Origin of the sequence: Flavobacterium sp. SM2513, assembly GCF_050908145.1 — a bacterium.
In the GTDB taxonomy this organism is placed as follows: Bacteria; Bacteroidota; Bacteroidia; order Flavobacteriales; family Flavobacteriaceae; genus Flavobacterium.
The window spans coordinates 2,326,146-2,345,797 of sequence record NZ_CP194228.1 but is presented as its reverse complement, the minus strand read 5'-3'; the positions used below and the strand labels follow the sequence as shown (position 1 = coordinate 2,345,797).

General features: G+C 33.7%; 9 protein-coding genes and 1 other RNA gene. 9 read left to right on the top strand and 1 reads right to left on the bottom strand.

Going from position 1 to position 19,652, the window contains the following annotated elements:
* Nucleotides 1-69 precede the first annotated feature (69 nt).
* On the bottom strand, nt 70-1,272 hold the full coding sequence (locus ACQ5J2_RS09825) for an NAD(P)-dependent oxidoreductase (RefSeq protein WP_432670232.1): 1,203 nt from the start codon (nt 1,270-1,272) through the stop codon (nt 70-72).
* A 251-nt stretch (nt 1,273-1,523) separates the two neighbouring features.
* On the opposite strand from ACQ5J2_RS09825, the gene ACQ5J2_RS09820 reads away from it, so the two are divergent.
* The 9 genes from ACQ5J2_RS09820 (at nt 1,524) to ACQ5J2_RS09780 (ending at nt 19,652) form a co-directional block, all read left to right on the top strand.
* The gene (locus tag ACQ5J2_RS09820; protein ID WP_432670231.1) at nt 1,524-2,768 is read left to right on the top strand and encodes a serine hydrolase domain-containing protein; all 1,245 of its coding nucleotides are present in this window, start codon (nt 1,524-1,526) and stop codon (nt 2,766-2,768) included.
* 57 nt (nt 2,769-2,825) lie between these two features.
* Nucleotides 2,826-3,224, top strand: a transfer-messenger RNA (tmRNA) gene (ssrA, locus tag ACQ5J2_RS09815).
* A gap of 1,541 nt (nt 3,225-4,765) precedes the next feature.
* Complete coding sequence (locus tag ACQ5J2_RS09810) at nt 4,766-6,133, top strand: T9SS type A sorting domain-containing protein (RefSeq protein WP_432670230.1); 1,368 nt, start codon at nt 4,766-4,768, stop codon at nt 6,131-6,133.
* Nucleotides 6,134-6,318: 185 nt separating this feature from the next.
* Nucleotides 6,319-9,138 (top strand): triple tyrosine motif-containing protein, encoded by a 2,820-nt coding sequence (locus tag ACQ5J2_RS09805; protein WP_432670229.1) that lies wholly within the window; start codon nt 6,319-6,321, stop codon nt 9,136-9,138.
* 285 nt (nt 9,139-9,423) lie between these two features.
* Complete coding sequence (locus ACQ5J2_RS09800; protein ID WP_432670228.1) at nt 9,424-12,588, top strand: glycoside hydrolase family 2 TIM barrel-domain containing protein; 3,165 nt, start codon at nt 9,424-9,426, stop codon at nt 12,586-12,588.
* A 20-nt stretch (nt 12,589-12,608) separates the two neighbouring features.
* The gene (locus ACQ5J2_RS09795) at nt 12,609-14,033 is read left to right on the top strand and encodes an Ig-like domain-containing protein (protein ID WP_432670227.1); all 1,425 of its coding nucleotides are present in this window, start codon (nt 12,609-12,611) and stop codon (nt 14,031-14,033) included.
* A gap of 29 nt (nt 14,034-14,062) precedes the next feature.
* Nucleotides 14,063-14,878, top strand: coding sequence for a glycoside hydrolase family 16 protein (locus ACQ5J2_RS09790; RefSeq protein ID WP_432670226.1), 816 nt, complete (start codon nt 14,063-14,065; stop codon nt 14,876-14,878).
* Between the two features lie 77 nt (nt 14,879-14,955).
* Nucleotides 14,956-18,408 (top strand): hypothetical protein, encoded by a 3,453-nt coding sequence (locus ACQ5J2_RS09785; RefSeq protein WP_432670225.1) that lies wholly within the window; start codon nt 14,956-14,958, stop codon nt 18,406-18,408.
* The gene (locus tag ACQ5J2_RS09780; RefSeq protein ID WP_432670224.1) at nt 18,408-19,652 is read left to right on the top strand and encodes a glycosyl hydrolase family 17 protein; all 1,245 of its coding nucleotides are present in this window, start codon (nt 18,408-18,410) and stop codon (nt 19,650-19,652) included. Before ACQ5J2_RS09785 ends, ACQ5J2_RS09780 begins: the two co-directional genes overlap by 1 nt.

The following is a 19,652-nucleotide window of genomic DNA, read 5'->3' as shown; positions in this document are numbered from 1 at the left end:
ACACTTTCATTCTTAAAAATTGGTGCGTTTTGAACAAAAAAAATCCTTCATTTCTGAAGGACTTAGAACTTATTTTTGATTTACAAAATCTTGGAGGTAACTAAACCTTTCCGTTAGTTTGCCTTTATCGGTAATTTGAGCACGATGTAAAATTCCATCTTTATCGTCATTGAAAAAAGCAGGAATAACGTGGTTCATAAACATTTCGCCAAAACCTTCACTAGCATCTTTTGGCAGTTCACATGGCAAATTATCAATTGACATTACAGCGATAGAACCAGGATGAAACATGTCTACCTCTTTTGCTTCACTTGGCAAATAACCAAAAACAGGATCTGCAATTGTGGATGCCTTAATGGTACAAGCTACTGGACCATCAACATCACATGAAATATCAGCTACAACTTTGATGTTGTTCTTTGCTGATTTCAACATATCATTTGTCAAAATATACGGAGCGTTGTTTCCATAAAAATGTCCTGCAATAAATACGTCCGCTACTTGAGAAAATTTCTCAAAATCAGAAGTGAAATCAGATGGTTTTTTATAAAATTCACTTTTTACAAAAGCACCACCGTCTAGACGCTTGTAATAATCGCCCACTTCTATTTGCGTATAAACCGGCGAATCATATTTCTTGTTTAAAAAATCTTGAGGAGAAACTTCTTTCATTTTCATGGCATCCAAAATTTCTTTAGCACCCATACCTACTTTACCGCTTCCTGTAAGTACCACTTTTATTGGAGGTAAAACCAAACGCTTTAGTTTTTCAACTAAAACCGCTTTGCCATTTAATGTTTCTGCTTTCGGCAATTGAAATAAATCATACTTTAATCCAAATGCTCTAATTCCGTTGTAAGCGCCAACATTTCCTGCGTAACGTCCAAAACCAATTAGTCGCTTATTATTTGCATCGACGATGGTTTCGTGGTCATACAAATCGACCTTTTTTTCTAAAATCGATTGCAAAAGTGCCCGATTATAGGGTTGCTTCTTAATCGTGTGCGAAAAAAAGAAATATTTTTTATTGGGTATCAAAGCGTCCATAGGCACTTCTTTAACACCAAAAAGAACATCACAATCACTTAAATCATCTGACATTTCAAAACCTGAAGCTTCATAGGTTTCATCTGGAAAAACCCGAATGTCCGAACGCTCGACAACAATTTCAGCATCAGGAAATTGTTTTTTGAAACGAAGTAATTCATCAGGTGTGAAAACTACTCTTCTATCAGGTGGATTTTTTCGTTCTTTTATGATTCCAAATTTCATTATAGTTGTATTTTTTAGTGGTAAAATTCTGTAAAAAAGAACTGTCGTATTTTAAATTCGCTTAAATTGAGAATTTTACGTATTTTATTATAATTGCCCCAAATATAACCTTAAATACAAATGTTAGCAATCTTTTGTATCGAAAAAAACTATGTTATAATAGTGAAATAAGTGGCACTCTGGTTTTCAAAGTTTTGCGTTTTTTAACAGGCTTTTAATCTAATCTTTTCCAAAATAGCACCTGTAAAACTATGATATTTATTTACATTTGCACTTTTGCATTTTTCCCAATGAACAGATTCAACACCTACCTTTATAGTACGCTCCTAATTTTGTTATTTTCTTTAATTTCCTGCAAAGAGGACAAAAAACCCATTAAAAAAGAGACAGCGGTTGCCATAGATACTTTTCCGCATATACTTCCAAATTTGGAGAAGCAAAAAAAACTTGTGCCAAATTATGTTGCCGAAAATAGACGTAAAATTGATTTATTTTACAAGAAATATTGGGACAAAAACAACGTTAGTGGTGGCTTATTAGTCGCAAAAGATGGGCAGATTATTTTTGAAAGATACTCAGGATACAGCAATTTCGATACTAAAAAAGAAATTGATATCAATACGCCAATTCACTTAGCTTCAGTTAGCAAAAGAATTACAGCAGCTGCGATTATGATTTTAGTGAATGCTAAAAAACTAGAATTGGACCAGAAAGTAACTACAGTTTTACCAACATTTCCTTATCCGGAAGTAACTGTTAGAACCTTATTGAATCACAGAAGTGGATTGAAAAATTATGCATACTTCTTTGATGATACAAAAATTTGGGACCATAGCAAACAAGTGACTAATCAAGATATTCTAGACGAATTTATAAAAAATAACGTACCACTAGATTTCAGCACCGACAGAAGATTTGCGTATTGCAATACGAATTATGCAATGTTGGCTTTAATTATTGAGAAAGTAACAGGTTTGACTTACAGAGAGGCGATGAAGAAAATCATTTTCAAACCTTTGAAAATGGACCACACGTTTGTAATTGATTATGCCACGGAATATAAAAATCAAAGCCAGTCGTACAAAGGCAATTACCGCAAACATGAATTGAATCATTTAGAAACGGTATATGGTGATAAAAATATTTATTCTACACCGAGAGATTTACTAAAATTTCAGCAAGCAGTTGCTTCTAAAGACTACCTGACTCCTGATTTAGTAGATGAAGTATTTAAAGGATACAGTTATGAAAAGCGGGGAACGAGAAACTATGGTTTAGGTATTCGAATGATGGAGTGGAATGACGGCAAACAACTTTTTTACCATAATGGTTGGTGGCACGGAAACACCACATCCTACGTAGATTTGAGAGATGAGAATGTAATTATAATCGCCTTATCAAATAAGTATACCACAATGACTTATAAATCATTTTTATTAGCGACCTTGTTTGGCGATTATCCATTAAAGTTAAAAAAAGATGAATTAGGTTTTTAAATTTAAATTTAAGTGTAACTTTGCAGTCTACTTTAGGTAAAAATTAAGTAGAAACATGGGGTCGACTGGTTTTGACAGCAAGTCGAATTGAAATGTAAGCACGTTGAGAACTGGGACAATTCTCATAAATAAAAGGTTTCAAAACATTTACACGGCGAAGATAACTACGCTTTAGCTGCATAATCCGAATTATAGTACGATTACGCCAAGTTCCTATTAGATAGGAAAGCTGGATTCTCCTTGAAAGCCTTGGTTTGTGGCGTTCTATTAAGGAGAACCGTAAAAATAAACCTAGAAACGGTGAAGCTTTGGCGCTGTTTTGACACTAAAGAAGATAAGTATTGAATGGCTGTTCCTGGCCCACCTCAATATCGAAAACTCAATCAGGAAATAAGCGTGTAGAAAGCCTTTTAGTTGCTTGTTTGGACGGGAGTTCGACTCTCCCCGACTCCACAAAATCAACTTTATTAAAGTTCAAAAGCCTGTAAATCTTATAATTTACAGGCTTTTTTGGTTTTAGACCTATTCAAATTGTACATTAAGCCGCAAAGTAAACGATACAAATTAGATACATGGAAAAAAAATCAATTCTCAGATAAAGAATTTTACATTTACCTTTGCCGATAGAGCTCTTACAAAGTTTTTCATAGTTTATAAAATCATATAAAATTCCATTATCTGTAATGTAATCTTAAGTACATTTTATGCAAATAAGCTTTAGTTGATAACTTCAATTATAAACCAATAAAATGTATTTCACTAAAATTTTTATCTACAACCCAACAATTTTCACTGCGAACGAATATTCATCAAAAATTATGATTTCGTTATCAATCTCAATACTTTAACTTTAAATAGCAATCCTTTTACATTATTTTAAAGTTTTGGTACTGCGTTTCAAAATTTGTCTAATTATATTACGTAAAAAAAGCTCATTTTCTTTAACGTTCAAAGGTAATGCTTTGCAACTACATCTTCCTTTATTGTATTCATACCTATCTATAGCAACTTCATAAACATAAGATTTTCCCGTTCCTAACTTGAAATATATGTTTTAAATATAATTCAGGTGATTCAATTTCCCTTACATATTGTTGTATCGGATATTTTTGAATAATTGCTTCTCCTTTAAATTAGAATTCTGTCAAAATCAGTGGCAACCAACACTTCCTTGTTTCCTTTACCAATTTATTTTTCCAGAAGTAGAACCAATTTCCATGTTGAAAATCCATTTTTCTTCCTTAATCATTTGATTCTAGAATCAGGAAAGCTAAAATTTGATTCCTAAAAATGAAATCATCTGTACGAAAACGAGTTTGTGTATCCGCTTGCTCAAAATAAATCACCGATTTTAATATTAAAATTCCATCGTAGACATATTGGCAAAACATGATTTATAAATAAGGCAGTAATTGTTAACGCAATTCTATAACCTTACGAGTGATATCAATTCACTACCTCATCAAAATTCCAAGGTTCTTGTTCGTCGTGATGACCCGAAAAATGTGTTTTGCAAAACGCGCACTATTTTTATGCTTCTCTAAAATTAATATACGTGGTAGCTCTATTTCAAAATAAATTCAACATACAAACAGTCTGAATTTATCAAAATGCAATAATCTTGTTAAAATCAACTTACAATAAATTATGATAGCGATTCAGGATCTTACTTAATGATAAACTATACTATTATCAAGCTAATTTGTTGGGACAAGATAATTATAGTGACGCCACAGTTGAAAAATCTGATAATTAGCCTTTTATTTAAGGTCCAAGGCTGTATAACATCTTAATTTTACCTCAACATTACTACAACAAAAAAATTATTCTATAAAAATAATAAATATGTTACGAAATAAAAGAAAGCTTTTAGTTACAATAATTCAATCGTTTTCGAAGGTTTAACTGATGTATAGTTTTTATATTACGAAACCGAAATAGTTTGAAGTAAAAAAATGTAGATTTGAAACTTAAACTAACACGTAAAATAATTAATCATGAAAAAAATTACACTACTATTTATCCTTTTGACTTTTTCATTTGGATATTCTCAAGATCTTTTATTGGGTTTCGAAACTGGAGAAAGCGGTGGTATAGTCGCTGAACCTTTTGGTGGCGCACCTGCCCCAACAATCGAAGCTGGAACTGGAACTAACACGACGCAAGTGCTTAAAATGGTTGGTAATCCAACTGGCGAACCTTGGCAAGGAACAAATTTAAATTTAACATCTTTAGTGAATTTGTCGAATACGCAAACGATGACGATGGATGTTTTTTCGGACTCACCTATTACATTTTTAGTAAAAGTTACTGGAGGTGTTGGAGGTCCAGCTCAAGTTGCAGCTGCTGCTTCACATACAGGTGGAAGTACATGGCAAACAATTTCATTTACATTTAATACTTCATTGGACGGACAAGCAGCACTTGCAAATGGAACATACAGTGGTTTTGTAATACATACCTATTGGGCTCCTGGTGCAGTAGCATTCTTTAATCCAACAGTTCCTACACCAGAACGTACTTTTTATATAGATAATATTAAAGGACCACTTGGAGCAGAACCTGTTTTTGCAGCACCAACTACCGCAGCACCAACTCCTCCTGCAAGAGCTGCTTCAGATGTACGGTCTATTTTTAGTAATGCATACGCACCAATTTCAACAATTGGTTATTCAGGCGACGTAGATTCTTTCAACACTACTTGGTCTCCTGCTTCAACAACATTGGTTTCAGTAGTAGGAAACGACACAAACAAAGTTACTGGTTTAGGTTTCGAAGGAGTTGCATTTCAAGCTGGAAGATTTGATGCTACTAATTTTACACATTTCCATATTGACTTTTGGACTGAGACTGCAACTTTAGACAAAAGTTTTAATGTAAAGTTTTCGAATTGGAATAACGGAACTCAAGAAGCAAACGCTATTGAACTTTCAATCACAAATTCAAACTTTTTAACTAATCCAAACCCAGGAACATGGTATTCAATAGATGTTCCTTTATCAGCTTTTGCTCCTGTTAATGGCGCAAATAGAAATGACTTGGTACAGTTTATTATTACTTCTGATTTGGGCACTGTATATTACGACAACTTATATTTGCACAAAAACACGGTACTTGGAACTAACAATTTTGTAAAATCCTCTTTCAAAATGTATCCTAATCCAGCTAAAGGTTTATTAAATGTTTCCAGCGATTTCTCTTTTGACAACATTTCTATTCATAACACTTTAGGTCAATTAGTAGCTACTCAAAAAAGCGGAAACAATAAAGAATCAATTGACGTAAGTAATTTACCTAACGGTGTGTATATATTATCTGCACAGGTTGGAAATGAAGTTATCAAAAAACAATTTATTAAAGAATAAACTCTAATAAACTGAATTAAAGTAAGGCACGAAAGCAATTTCGTGCCTTTTTTAATTATATCAAAAAAAACTAATTTTACTTTATAAATATCATCTGCTAAAATAAAATTTTTAGTTTATTCATTTAAAAATAGAATAAATAAACTCTATCTTTAAATCCAAATTATAAATAAATCATTAAATAAATGCACATTTGTAAAATTCATGTAAAGTTGCTACTTTTTTGTATTGCTTTTAGCATACTGGGTTACGGCCAAGAATTACCTCCAATTGTAAAATATACGCAAAACGTATATGATGCAGGTAGTCAAAATTGGATGATTTCTCAAGATAAAAACAACTTTTTGTTTTTTGCAAATAATGAAGGTTTATTAGAGTTCAATGGCTCTGTATGGACACTTTATCCGTCTCCTAATGAAACTATAATGCGGTCTGTAAAAGTTGTTGGAGACAAAATTTACACAGGTTGTTACATGGAATTTGGATTTTGGACAAGACAACCAAATAACCAGCTGAAATATACATCACTAAGTTCAAAAATTAAAAGCAAAATTATTGATGATGAGCAATTTTGGAATATTCTTACTTATGACCAATGGATTATTTTTCAATCTTTAGATCAGATTTATATTTATGATACTAAAAAAGATACCTTCTCTATAATCAAGCCTAAAAATCAAATTCTAAAAGCCTTTGAAGCCAATAATTCGCTGTATTACCAAGTAACAAATGAAGGATTATTTGAAATTGAAAATGGCAAAAGTAAGTTAGCATCAAATAACTCTATTGTAGTTAACAATAAAATTGTAGCGATTTTTTATATTGACCAAGGTCTACTTCTTGAAACGCAAATTAATGGATTTTATACTTTTATAGATAATAAATTCGAACCCTATTTCTCTGAAATTAATACGCAAATCGCTAATAGTAGCGTTTACAGTTGTAAACAGTTATCTGACCGAGGATTTGCCGTGGGAACCGTTTCTAACGGTATTTTTATATTATCGGAAACCGGCGAACTTATATATCATATTACTCAAAACAATGGCATCAGCAATAACACTGTTTTATCTATATTTGAAGATATTGACAAAAATTTGTGGATTGGATTAGATAATGGCATTAACTATATCAACCTGCAGTCGCCCATTAGAAGCTATCTGGACACTACTGGTTTTTTAGGAACCGTGTATACTTCCCTACTTTACAGGCAGCGATTATACATAGGAACAAATCAAGGTTTGTTTTATAAAAATTATAACTCGACCGACTCCTTTCGTTTAGTAAATGGAACAAAAGGTCAAGTATGGTCCATATTTGAGTATGAAGGAACGCTATTTTGTGGACATGATTCAGGAACATTTATCATTGATAATGACCGAGCCTCTTCAATTTACTCTTCATCGGGAACTTGGAAATTTGAAATTGTTCCAGGTCGAAAAAATGTACTGTTACAAGGTAATTATTCAGGCATATCAGTATTAGAGAAAAAAAACAATCAATGGTTCTTTAAAAATAAAATTTCAGGCTTTGATTATTCGTCGAAACATTTTGAAATAACTAACAATAATGATGTTTATATAAGTCATGAATATAAGGGAGTTTTTACTTTTCATTTAGATAATGCATTTACAAAGGCAACTAAATTTAAAACGTTTAAAAATCCTACTAAGGGAAAAAATGCTAGCCTCACAAAGTTTAAAAATAACATTTACTATGCAAATAAAAAAGGGATTTACATACTGGACCAAAAGACAGATACGTTTGAAATAGACAAGGTATTAAGCACCGTTTTTGACACTGACGAATTTACTTCTGGGAAGTTAATTGTCGATGATTCAGATAAGATGTGGCTGTTTTCAAAAAATTATATCAACTATTTTACCAGTAGTAAACTTAGTGATCAATTAAAACTTCACTCCATACCGATATCTTCTTCCTTAAGTAATTCTATGCTTGGTTATGAAAATATAACACACCTTTCAAATTCCACCTATTTGATTGGAACTACAGATAGCTACTATACAATCAATACGAACGACTTACAGTTTAAAAATAATAGCGTATCCATTACTAATATTGCTTTTAATAAATTAGATCAAAAACCCTTTAACTGCTCTATCAAAGAAGTTGGTAATTTAAATCATGCTGAAAATAACGTAACTTTTAATTATACCGTTCCTGAGTACAATAAATATATTTACACCGAATATCAGTATTTACTTGAAGGCTTGCAGGAAAAATGGAGTTCGTGGTCATCCAAAACGGCTACCTTTTACAAAAATTTACCTCCTGGAGATTATGTTTTTAAAGTAAGAGCAAAAATAGCTAATTCAACTCCTGAAAACATTGCTACTTATAGTTTTACAATCAATAAACCTTGGTATGCAACAAATTTTGCTGTAATTATTTATTTTGTTTTAAGTTTCATATTAGCGATGTACATACATCGAACTTACAAAAGATATTACCAACAAAAAGAGGGGAAGCTAATAGAAGAAAATAATCTATTATTAGAAATCGCTGCATTAGAAAATGAACAGCAATTAATGAAATTAAAAAATGAACAGTTATCTAGTGACATGAATAATAAAAAGCGAGAGCTAGCTGTTTCTACGATGAGTTTAATTAAAAAAGACGAGCTTTTAACGTTAATAAAAAATGATTTAAAACAGTCTTCTACAGGAGATTCGCCTAGAAATATTAAATCAGTCATCTCAACTATTACCAAAAACATTACAGAAGAAAACAGTTGGACCGTTTTTAAAGAGGCGTTCGATAATGCTGATACCGATTTTTTAAAGAAAATAAAACAAATACATCCTTCTTTAACTCCTAATGACTTACGTCTTTGTGCTTACCTAAGATTAAATTTATCGTCTAAAGAAATTGCCCCATTACTGAATATTTCCGTCCGAAGCGTGGAGATAAAGCGATATCGTTTGCGTAAAAAAATGGATTTAGACCATGAACAAGGTTTAGTCGAGTATATATTATATATTTAATTATAAATAAATAACTTTTTTACCTATACATAACTACAACATAGGTCTGACTATTAAGTTTTTTTTAAGAATAATACATTTCTAATAAAAAATCAATTAGCTAATAATCAATATGTTATTATCAATATGTTATGTTTAATTTTTAACAAAACGACCCGTATGTTTTTTGTTGAGGTTAATTTGTCAATAATGTAATTACGCATTACTATTTTTATCAAATCAAAAAATTAAATACCAAGTTTTTGTATAATTCATTTAATCTTCTATTTAAACTAACAAAACCAAATGAAAAAAATTATTTTATTACTCCTTTTATGGTGTTATTCACAAAGCATTTTTTCGCAAACAGAAAAAGTATTTGTAGATGTGAATAATTCACAAATGAAACTTAAAGTAAACGGAAAAGATTTTATAGTTAATGGAATGAATTGGGATTACTTCCCAATTGGCACCAACTATAATTATAGCCTGTGGAAACAGTCTGATGACGTAATTAAAGCCGCATTAGATACAGAAATGTCTATGCTCCGAAACATGGGAATCAATGCCGTTAGACAATATACAGGTGTTCCACCACAATGGATTGAATACATCTACGAAAAATATGGTATCTATACCATGTTAAATTATTCATTTGGAAGATACGGCCTCAATGTAGGTGGTAAATGGATACCTAATACAGAATATTCTGATTCTAAAACAGAAGCTTTACTTATCTCGGAATCCGTTTCAATGGTCCAGGAATATAAAAATACTCCTGGAGTTTTGTTATTTTTATTAGGTAATGAAAACAATTATGGCCTTTTTTGGGATGGTGCTGAAACTGAAGACATTCCTGTTGAAAATCGAAAATCCACAGCTAGAGCTGAGGCAATGTACAAGGTTTTCAATAAAGCCATTGTAGCAATGAAAGCCATTGACAAATCTCATCCTATGGCAATATGTAATGGTGATTTATTGTTTCTGGATATCATTGTTGCAGAATGTCAAGATATCGATATATTAGGTGTAAATATGTATAGAGGTGTAAATTTTACAGATGCCTTTGACAAAGTTAAAAAGGACTTTAATAAACCATTATTGCTTACAGAATTTGGTGCTGATGCATTTAATACAATTGAGAATCAAGAAGATCAAAAATCGCAAGCCTACTATGATGTAGAAAATTGGAAAGATATTTATGCTAATGCAGCAGGTATGGGTAAAGCCGGAAATGCAATTGGTGGTTTTACTTTTCAATTTAGCGACGGCTGGTGGAAATTTGGACAAACCAAAAATTTAAATGTACATGACAACAACGCCTCTTGGTCTAATGGAGGATACGGAATAGATTATAGAGTTGGACAAAACAACATGAACGAGGAGTGGTTTGGTATATGCGCGAAAGGACCCGTAAATTCAAGAGGCCTTTACGAATTATATCCAAGAGCTGCATATTACGCATTACAAGAAGTGCATAAAATAAACCCTTATGCGGCAGGGGTTACTCCTGAAACTTTAAAAACTTCTTTTGCAGCTATTAATATCATGGATGCCGTTTTACGGGCCAGAGGCGACAAAGCAGCAATGGGTGGAACTAGTGGTGATATATTAAAAATTAGTAATTTAAGAGCAGAGTTCACCACCTTCAGTACAGGAGGTAGTTTGCTAACTACTCCAGAAACTGCTGATCCGCTTAATCCAGATGCGTATCCAAACCAAACAGGTTTTGATCACATGGAATCCTATTATGTGGGTATTGAGGGAAATCCAGCACCGAATATGAAAGCGAACGTAAATGTGAACATTTTAGGAAGAGTTGCAGAAAATCCAATAAACGAAATCTTCTATGAAAACAGAGGTAGACCGCAAACAGTTTCTACACCAGACGGTCCTACAATAATCAATGATGCGAATAGAGTTCAAATTTATAGTGCATCCTATACCTGGACTGAAAAGGATTTTGATTTAAGAGGATTTTACAGAACAGGTCATTACCATTGGGGATATGAAGGTGATTTCTTTGGTTTATATCCTGAGGCCAATTATGGACCTAATCTAGACATTTACAATGGAGAAACTTTAGGTTTAGAAATTGACGGAAAAGGTAGTTTAAATGGATTTAAAGCGGCTTTTGGTCCACAGCTTTGGTGGGGAGCTAACCCTACAACTTTGCTTAAGTATGGCAAAAATTTTGGTTCTTGGAGCGTGGCAGGAATCTACCATAGAGACCTCAATACCTCTATAAATTATGACGCAAGCGGAAGACGTATCTTAAATGAAAGCCAAGTTAGAAGTGGTGTAATTCCTGCATGGCCAACGGAAAGAGCCACATTTGTGGTAGAAAAAACGCTTGGTGATTTTGGATTTGTTTTAGGTGGTATTTGGGCTGGTAAACCTTTAAATGGAAGTTCTTTTATAGTGTATGATAATGGAGTTGCAAATGAAAACAATAAAATAAGTGGACGGGACAATTGGGGTGGTAAAGCGAAAATAACCTTCTCAAAAGGCAGGTTTAATGTTTATACGCAAGGTGCAATTATGGGATTAGTAGCTAACGGCGGTGCAGATAATACACAAACATTTACGGGTTGGAGATTAAAGGATAGCGGAAGCGGAAATCAAACTAACGTATTAGCAGGATTGACTTATAATGTTAATTCAGATTTTCAAATCGCACCCAACTTTCTTTGGCAAAAACCCTTGATAGATGCGATGCCAAATGGTGTAGATGCACCCGGAAGATTGCGAAATATTCTAGTGGATCCTTTTGTAGTAAGAGCGAATAGAGAAACATTAGGCGGAGAATTGTTGCTAACTTACGATCCAACACCTGCAACTTGGATGTATGAATGGGATAATGATTTAGCGGAAGATGCAAAATTTGCGATAAGTTCAGGTTTTGTTTTTAGACATCTACCTACTACGCAAGATGCAGCAATCGGATTTTTAGCAAATCGTTCACTTTTTGCGTTCGAAAAATCAGCACCAGCTCAAGATTTGTGGGAATCAAATACTAGAGTAGTTTCGAAAGTTTCTCCTGATTTTGGACTTATTGCAAATATTTATTTTGGAAATGGTCAAGCAAATGGTGATTCTGACCGAACAATTAACAGAGCGGGTGGAGATTTTCGGGTAATTTACAGAAAGGTAAAAGTAACAAGCTCAATAAAATTCAATGATTGGGGACCTTTTGATTACCACAGAGATTTTAACATCACCTTTCCTCTTCAAACAGCACTAGACATCTCAACTTCTGTTGGAAAACCAGACTGGTTTATATTGCCTAATACTAAAATTGGAATCATGGGTATATGGCGTTCACTAGACCAAAACTCTGGAGGACGATACGCCCCTAATGCAATACCAGCAGATACATTTCCAGCTGTGCCAACTATTAGTCCAGTGGGTTTTGGAAATGGGTCTGAATGGGAAATTCGTACGTACATTCACATAAACATTGGAAAATAATTTTATAAAATAAAGTGAAAATGAAAAATAAAAAAATTAATTATTTGAAAAACATGTTGCTACTTTTTGTGGTAATGTGTACTAGCTTCAGCTGCGAACGTGAATTGACCGATGACAAGACACCGGCAACATTCTCTAAAAAAGGCGAAATTTTTACAGATGATTTTATTGCTTTGGGAAGCGATTTTTACCTTCCTTATGGAGATTCAAAATTTACGGCATTCTCCGTTGATAGAACTGGTGGATACAATTCAAATGCTTCTATTCGTCTAGATGTTCCTAACGCGACTGATCCACTGGGTAGTTATGCTGGAGGTATATTTAGAATTGATGGAGCCGGAAGAAATTTGACCGAATTTGATGCTTTAACTTTTTGGGCAAAAGCTTCTCAAGGAGTTACCGTTGCCGAATTTGGTTTTGGAGAAGATTTCTTAGACAATAAATTTATTACTACTATGAGAAACGTTAGTGTAGGAACTGGTTGGACAAAATACACAATTCCAATACCTAATGCTTCTAAACTTTTGCAGGAAAGAGGAATGTTCAGATATTCTATGGGAACAAACGGAACTAATGGAGGAGGTTATACTGTTTGGATTGACGAATTGAAATTTGAAAAATTAGGTACAGTAGCACACGGACAAATATCTATTATGAATGGAACAGACGTTTCTGAAAGTACATTTGTCGGAGTTAGTTCGGGTGTAGAAGGGATTCAAGCTACCTTCAATTTAGCCAATGGAGTAAATCAACCTGTAAGCATCAGCCCCGCTTACCTGGATTTTGTGTCTTCAAATCCTAGCGTTGCAAGTGTAGATGAACTTGGTTCAGTGACTTCATTAAGTCCAGGGATTTCTGTTATTACAGCAAATTTTGGCGATATAACCGTCTTGGGGAGTTTAACAATCAACTGTGCTGGAAATTATATCAATGCTCCAACACCCACCAGAAATCCTGCTAATGTAATTTCAATTTTTTCAGATGCCTACAACAATGTGCCCGTAAATTATTACAACGGATACTGGGCTCCTTGGCAAACTACAGTTTCAAATGACTTCTCTGTAGGGAATGACAATGTTCTAAACTATACGATTTTCAATTTTGTGGGTATTGAATTTAGTAGCCCAACAATCAATGCTGCAGCAATGACCGGAGTTCATTTAGATGCTTTTATTCCAGGTGCTATTACTCCAGGAAGACAACTTAGAGTTCTAGTAGTAGACTTTGGTGCAGACGGTGTTTTTGGTGGAGGCGATGACACGAGACATTCTACCATTTTTACAGCCAGTACTCCTACAGCCGTGGTTTCTCAGAGTTGGATTTCCATTGACATCCCTTTTTCGGCAATGCCAAATCTTACAAGTAGAACTCACCTAGCACAATTAATTTTAGAAGGTGGAGATGCGTCAGTTATTTATGTAGACAACATATATTTTTATAATTAATTAAGGTGAAGACCTTTAAAAAAATTAAAATGAATAAAAAAAATAATATAATTAAAATAAGCGTACTTTTTACAAGCGTACTTTTAGCACTTTCAGGCTGCTCTACTGACGAAAAACAAACCGTTATTACGAAAACTAAACTAGTAATGGAGGAGGAATTTAGTATAGACGGAGCTCCAGATGCAGCATTGTGGAGTTACGAAATAGGAACAGGCGATAATGGTTGGGGAAACAATGAATTACAGTACTATACGGATAGACCTGAAAACATTGTTGTAGCTGATGGAATGTTAAAAATTACTGCAAAAGAAGAATTACTACTGGGTTCTTCTTACACTTCTGCACGAATTTTAACGAAAGGAAAATTAGAACAGAAGTACGGCAGAATCGAGGCAAGAATAAAATTGCCTTATGGAAAAGGAATTTGGCCTGCTTTCTGGATGCTTGGAGCAAACTCTGAAACCGTTTCCTGGCCTCAATGTGGTGAAATAGACATCATGGAATATCTAGGTAATCAACCTACAAAAGTTTTAGGTACACTCCATGGACCGGGTTATTCTGGAGGAGGTGCAATTACGAAATCATATTCCCTTATAAAAGACCGATTTGATACTGATTTTCACATTTTTGGAATTGAATGGGGAGAAAATTACATCAACTATTATGTAGATGATGTTTTATATAACCAAATAACACCAGCTGATGTTACTGGAGAATGGGTATTTAACGAGCCTTTTTACATTATTTTGAATGTAGCCGTGGGAGGAAATCTTCCGGGTGCACCAAATGGTGATACTTCTTTTCCGCAAACAATGTTAGTGGATTACGTAAAAATCTACGAATAATAAACCCTTTTTAGTACACAATTACCAGTTATCTTGAATTAGAATTTTAAATGATTATGAGCCCAAACCTACCGAATATGAATCAGAAAGACTCAAAAATGGAAGACAAAAACGTTTCAATGGAAATGGTTGAACTTAACGGGGAAAACTATTATAAAATATCCAATTCCGATCAAATGCGACCGTTTTTCATGAGCATTGTAAGTGATTCAAATCATTGGATGTTTATCTCGAGTAATGGCGGTTTAACTGCAGGACGGAAAAATGCCGAGTTTGCCCTTTTCCCCTATTATACCGATGATAAACTTACTGAATTTGCGGATGTAACAGGCAGTAAATCTATTTTTCAAATTCATTTAAAAGAGGAAACGCATATCTGGGAACCATTTTCAGAACGATTCAACGACAAGTATAACATAAGCAGAAATTTATACAAGAATAATTTCGGTAACAAGATTATTTTTGAAGAAATTCACCATGATCTTCAACTGACCTTCCGTTACCATTGGAATTCGAGCAACATCTTCGGTTTTGTTCGAACTTCTGAAATCATCAATAATGCAAATAAAAGCTATAGCATCACGCTTTTAGATGGAATTCAAAACATTTTACCTCATGGCGTGAGTAGTGATTTGCAATCGAGCACAAGTAACCTTGTAGATGCATACAAACGAAGCGAAATTCACCATCAAAGCGGCTTAGGGATTTTCGCCTTAAGTGCTATTATCGTTGATAAAGCTGAACCAAGCGAAGCCTTAAAAGCGAATATTGTTTGGTCTTTAGGTCTAGAAAAACCTATTCACTTATTATCCTCGTCACAACTTGCTGCTTTTCGTAAAAAACAAATGCTTACTGAAGAAATTGATGTAAAAGGCCAAAAAGGAGCTTACTTTGTTTCAACAACCTTAAATCTTGAGACAAATGCAACGAAAAGTTGGAAAATTGTTGCAAATGTCAACCAAAATCAATCACAAATTATTGCACTAGCTGAATCAATTTGCACGGATAAAGCACTAGAAAAACATGTTATAGACGATGTAAACTTGGGTACTCACAATTTAATTGCATTAAATGCCACGGCAGATGGCTTGCAGTTTACAGAAGATTCCAGAAAAGATTCGCGTCATTTCTCTAACGTTTTGTTCAATATCATGCGAGGTGGTATTTTTGACCATAATTATCAAATAGAGAAAATCGATTTTACAAGCTATATTTTTGGAGCGAATAAAATAATTTATGATAAAAACAGGTCACTTTTTAGCCATTTTCCTGAAACATTTGATCATGCATTTATAGAACAGTTTGCCCATAAAAGCGATGACCCTGATTTAGTGCGACTTTGTACGGAGTACCTTCCGTTAAAATTTAGCAGAAGACATGGCGACCCAAGTCGTCCGTGGAATAAGTTTTCCATCAATACAAGAAGTGAAATTGATGGCTCTAAAATACTAGATTATGAAGGAAATTGGAGAGATATATTCCAAAACTGGGAAGCTTTAGCTTATGCATTTCCTGAATTTATTGATGGAATGATTCACAAGTTCCTAAATGCCTCTACTTTTGATGGATACAATCCGTATCGTGTCACTAAAAGTGGTTTTGACTGGGAAGTTAGTGAACCAGATAATCCTTGGTCATACATCGGTTATTGGGGAGATCATCAGATTATTTACCTTTTGAAATTTTTAGAATTCATTGAAAAATACCAACCTGGAAAGTTAAACGACTATTTTGACAAGGAGTGTTTCGTTTATGCAGCAGTACCGTATACTATCAAATCATACCAGGAAATTCTTAAAAATCCAAAAGATACAATCGGTTACAACCATGATTGGGAAGCCAAAATAAATGCTAGAAAAAAACAAATTGGTGCTGATGGATCTTTATTAAGAGACAACAACAACGAAATTTATCATGTAAATTTCATCGAAAAAATTCTTGCAACCGTGCTAGCAAAAATGTCCAACTTTATACCCGAAGCTGGAATTTGGATGAACACCCAACGGCCCGAATGGAATGATGCTAACAATGCACTTGTAGGAAATGGTGTTTCGATGGTTACCTTATACTATTTGAGAAGATTTCTTAAATTCTTTGAGCAATTATTAGAAAATTCAAATAAAGAAACCATCAAGATTTCTAATGAAATGGTAGAATTTTATCATGCCATTCGTGAAAATTTAATAGCATTTCAGCCGCTACTTTCTTCTTCGATAAGTAATGAAGATCGAAAAAAAATACTTGATAGTTTAGGAAAAGCAGCTTCTGAATACCGTTTTCAAATTTACAACAGCGGTTTTTGGGGTAAAAAACGAACGCATTCCATGGCGGGTTTAAAAAAGTTTACCCAAGTAAGCTTAGCATTTATTGAACATGCCATTCAAGCCAATCAGCGAAAAGACAAGTTATATCATGCTTATAACTTAATGTCAATTGAAAAAGAGGCTGTTTCTATTTCTAATTTATCAGAAATGTTAGAAGGCCAAGTTGCGGCACTGAGCTCTGGATATTTAAACGCAAAGGAATCGCTCGAGGTTTTAGAAGCACTGCGAAACAGCGCCTTATACCGTCCCGATCAACAAAGTTATATTCTGTACCCAAACAAAGCGTTACCAAAGTTTTTAGAAAAAAATTGTATTCCTCAGGAGAAAGTAAAACATTCTGACTTACTTCAGCAATTACTTGTAAACGATAATTCTCAACTTATAAATAAAGATATCAAAGGTGGTTTTCACTTTAACGGAAATTTCCATAACGCGAATGATGTCGAAAATGCACTACAAGAAATCAGTAAGAACCCTGAATACAAAGATTTAGTTACAAAAGATTCCGAAGAAGTACTACAGATTTTTGAAGAAGTATTTAACCACAAAGCGTTTACAGGTCGTTCCGGAACATTTTACGGCTATGAAGGACTAGGTTCAATCTATTGGCACATGGTTTCAAAATTGCATGTGGCCGTTTTAGAGGTTTGCGAAGCAGCAACCAAAAACAACGAAAGTAAAGAAGTACTTGATGCTTTAACTAAGCATTATTACGAGATTGGCGAAGGTATTGGTGTGCACAAATCGCCACAAGTTTATGGTGCTTTTCCAACTGATCCGTATTCGCACACGCCATTTAATAAAGGTGCTCAACAACCAGGAATGACTGGACAGGTAAAAGAAGACATTCTTACACAAATTGGTGAATTTGGTGTGCAAATGCATCTAGGAAAGCTGCAGTTCAAACCTATTTTATTACAGAAAAAGGAATTTTTGTCACATCCAAAAGAAGCAACCTTTACTTTAGTGGATGGAACTTCTATAACACTTACCATCGAACAAAACTGCTTGGCATTTACCGTTTGCCAAGTGCCCGTTATTTATAAAATTGATTCTGTTAATGCGATTCAATTGACATTCAAAGATGGAACTCATGACAAAATGCAATCGCTTGAACTAAATAAAATAAACAGTAATCAAATATTCCGCAGAACAGGTGAAATTACGCAAATCATAGTTTCATTAAACGAGACTATTTTACGATAATGAAAAATTTGATTTACATCTTATCCCTAACATTGGTTCTTTCGTGTAATCAAAAAAAAACTGAAAATACAGCTTCAAAAGAAATTACAGCCCAAATGATTTTAGGAAACAAAGAGCACCAAGCGATATGTTATGGTGGATATCGAAAAAATTCGCGCGACATTCAACCCACAATTGATGAATTAAAAGAAGATTTAAAAATCTTAGCATCTGCAAATATAAAAGTGATTCGCACTTATAATGTTCATTTAGCACATGCTTCAAATGTTTTAAAAGCAATTGATGAATTGAAAAAAGAATATCCAAATTTCGAAATGTATGTAATGTTAGGAGCTTGGATAGATTGTCTAAATGCATGGACAGATTTAGAAAAAAATCACGAAGTAGAAAGCGAAAGAAATGCAATTGAAATCGCTGAAGCTGTCAGATTAGCCAATAAATATCCAGAAATTGTAAAAATTATCGCTGTTGGAAATGAAGCAATGGTCAAATGGGCTGAAGAATATTTTGTGCAACCCAATATAATTTTAAAATGGGTAAATCATTTACAAAAGCTTAAAAAAGACAACAAACTTTCAAAAGATTTGTGGATTACTTGTTCCGATGATTTTGCCTCTTGGGGTGGATTAGATGATAATTATAAAGTCAAAGACTTAGAAGATTTAGTCAAAGCTGTAGATTATGTTTCTATGCATACGTATCCTTTTCATAACACACATTATAATCCGGAATTTTGGAAAATACCAAATCATCAAGGCAACTTACCAAAAAAGGATTTAACGGATGCAGCAATGAACAGAGCCGTATTATTTGCTAAAAATCAATACAATTCAGTGAAAAAATATGTACATAGCATTAGTCCAAACAAACCAATTCATATTGGAGAAACAGGTTGGGCTTCAAGTTCGGATGGTTTTTATGGAAATGAAGGTTCTAAAGCTTCTGACGAATATAAACAAGCCTATTATTACAATGCCATTAGAGAATGGACCAACAAAGAAGGAATTTCATGTTTTTTCTTTGAAGCATTTGATGAACCATGGAAAGATAGTGGCAATCCTTTAGGATCTGAAAACCATTTCGGGATTTTTACTGTAGATGGAAAAGCAAAATATGCCTTATGGAAATATGTTGATGATAAGGCTTTTGAAAAATTACAACGAAACGGAAAATCAATAACTAAAACGTTTAACGGTAACAGCGAAAACCTAATGAAAACGGTTTTAACTCCACCAAGACATTAA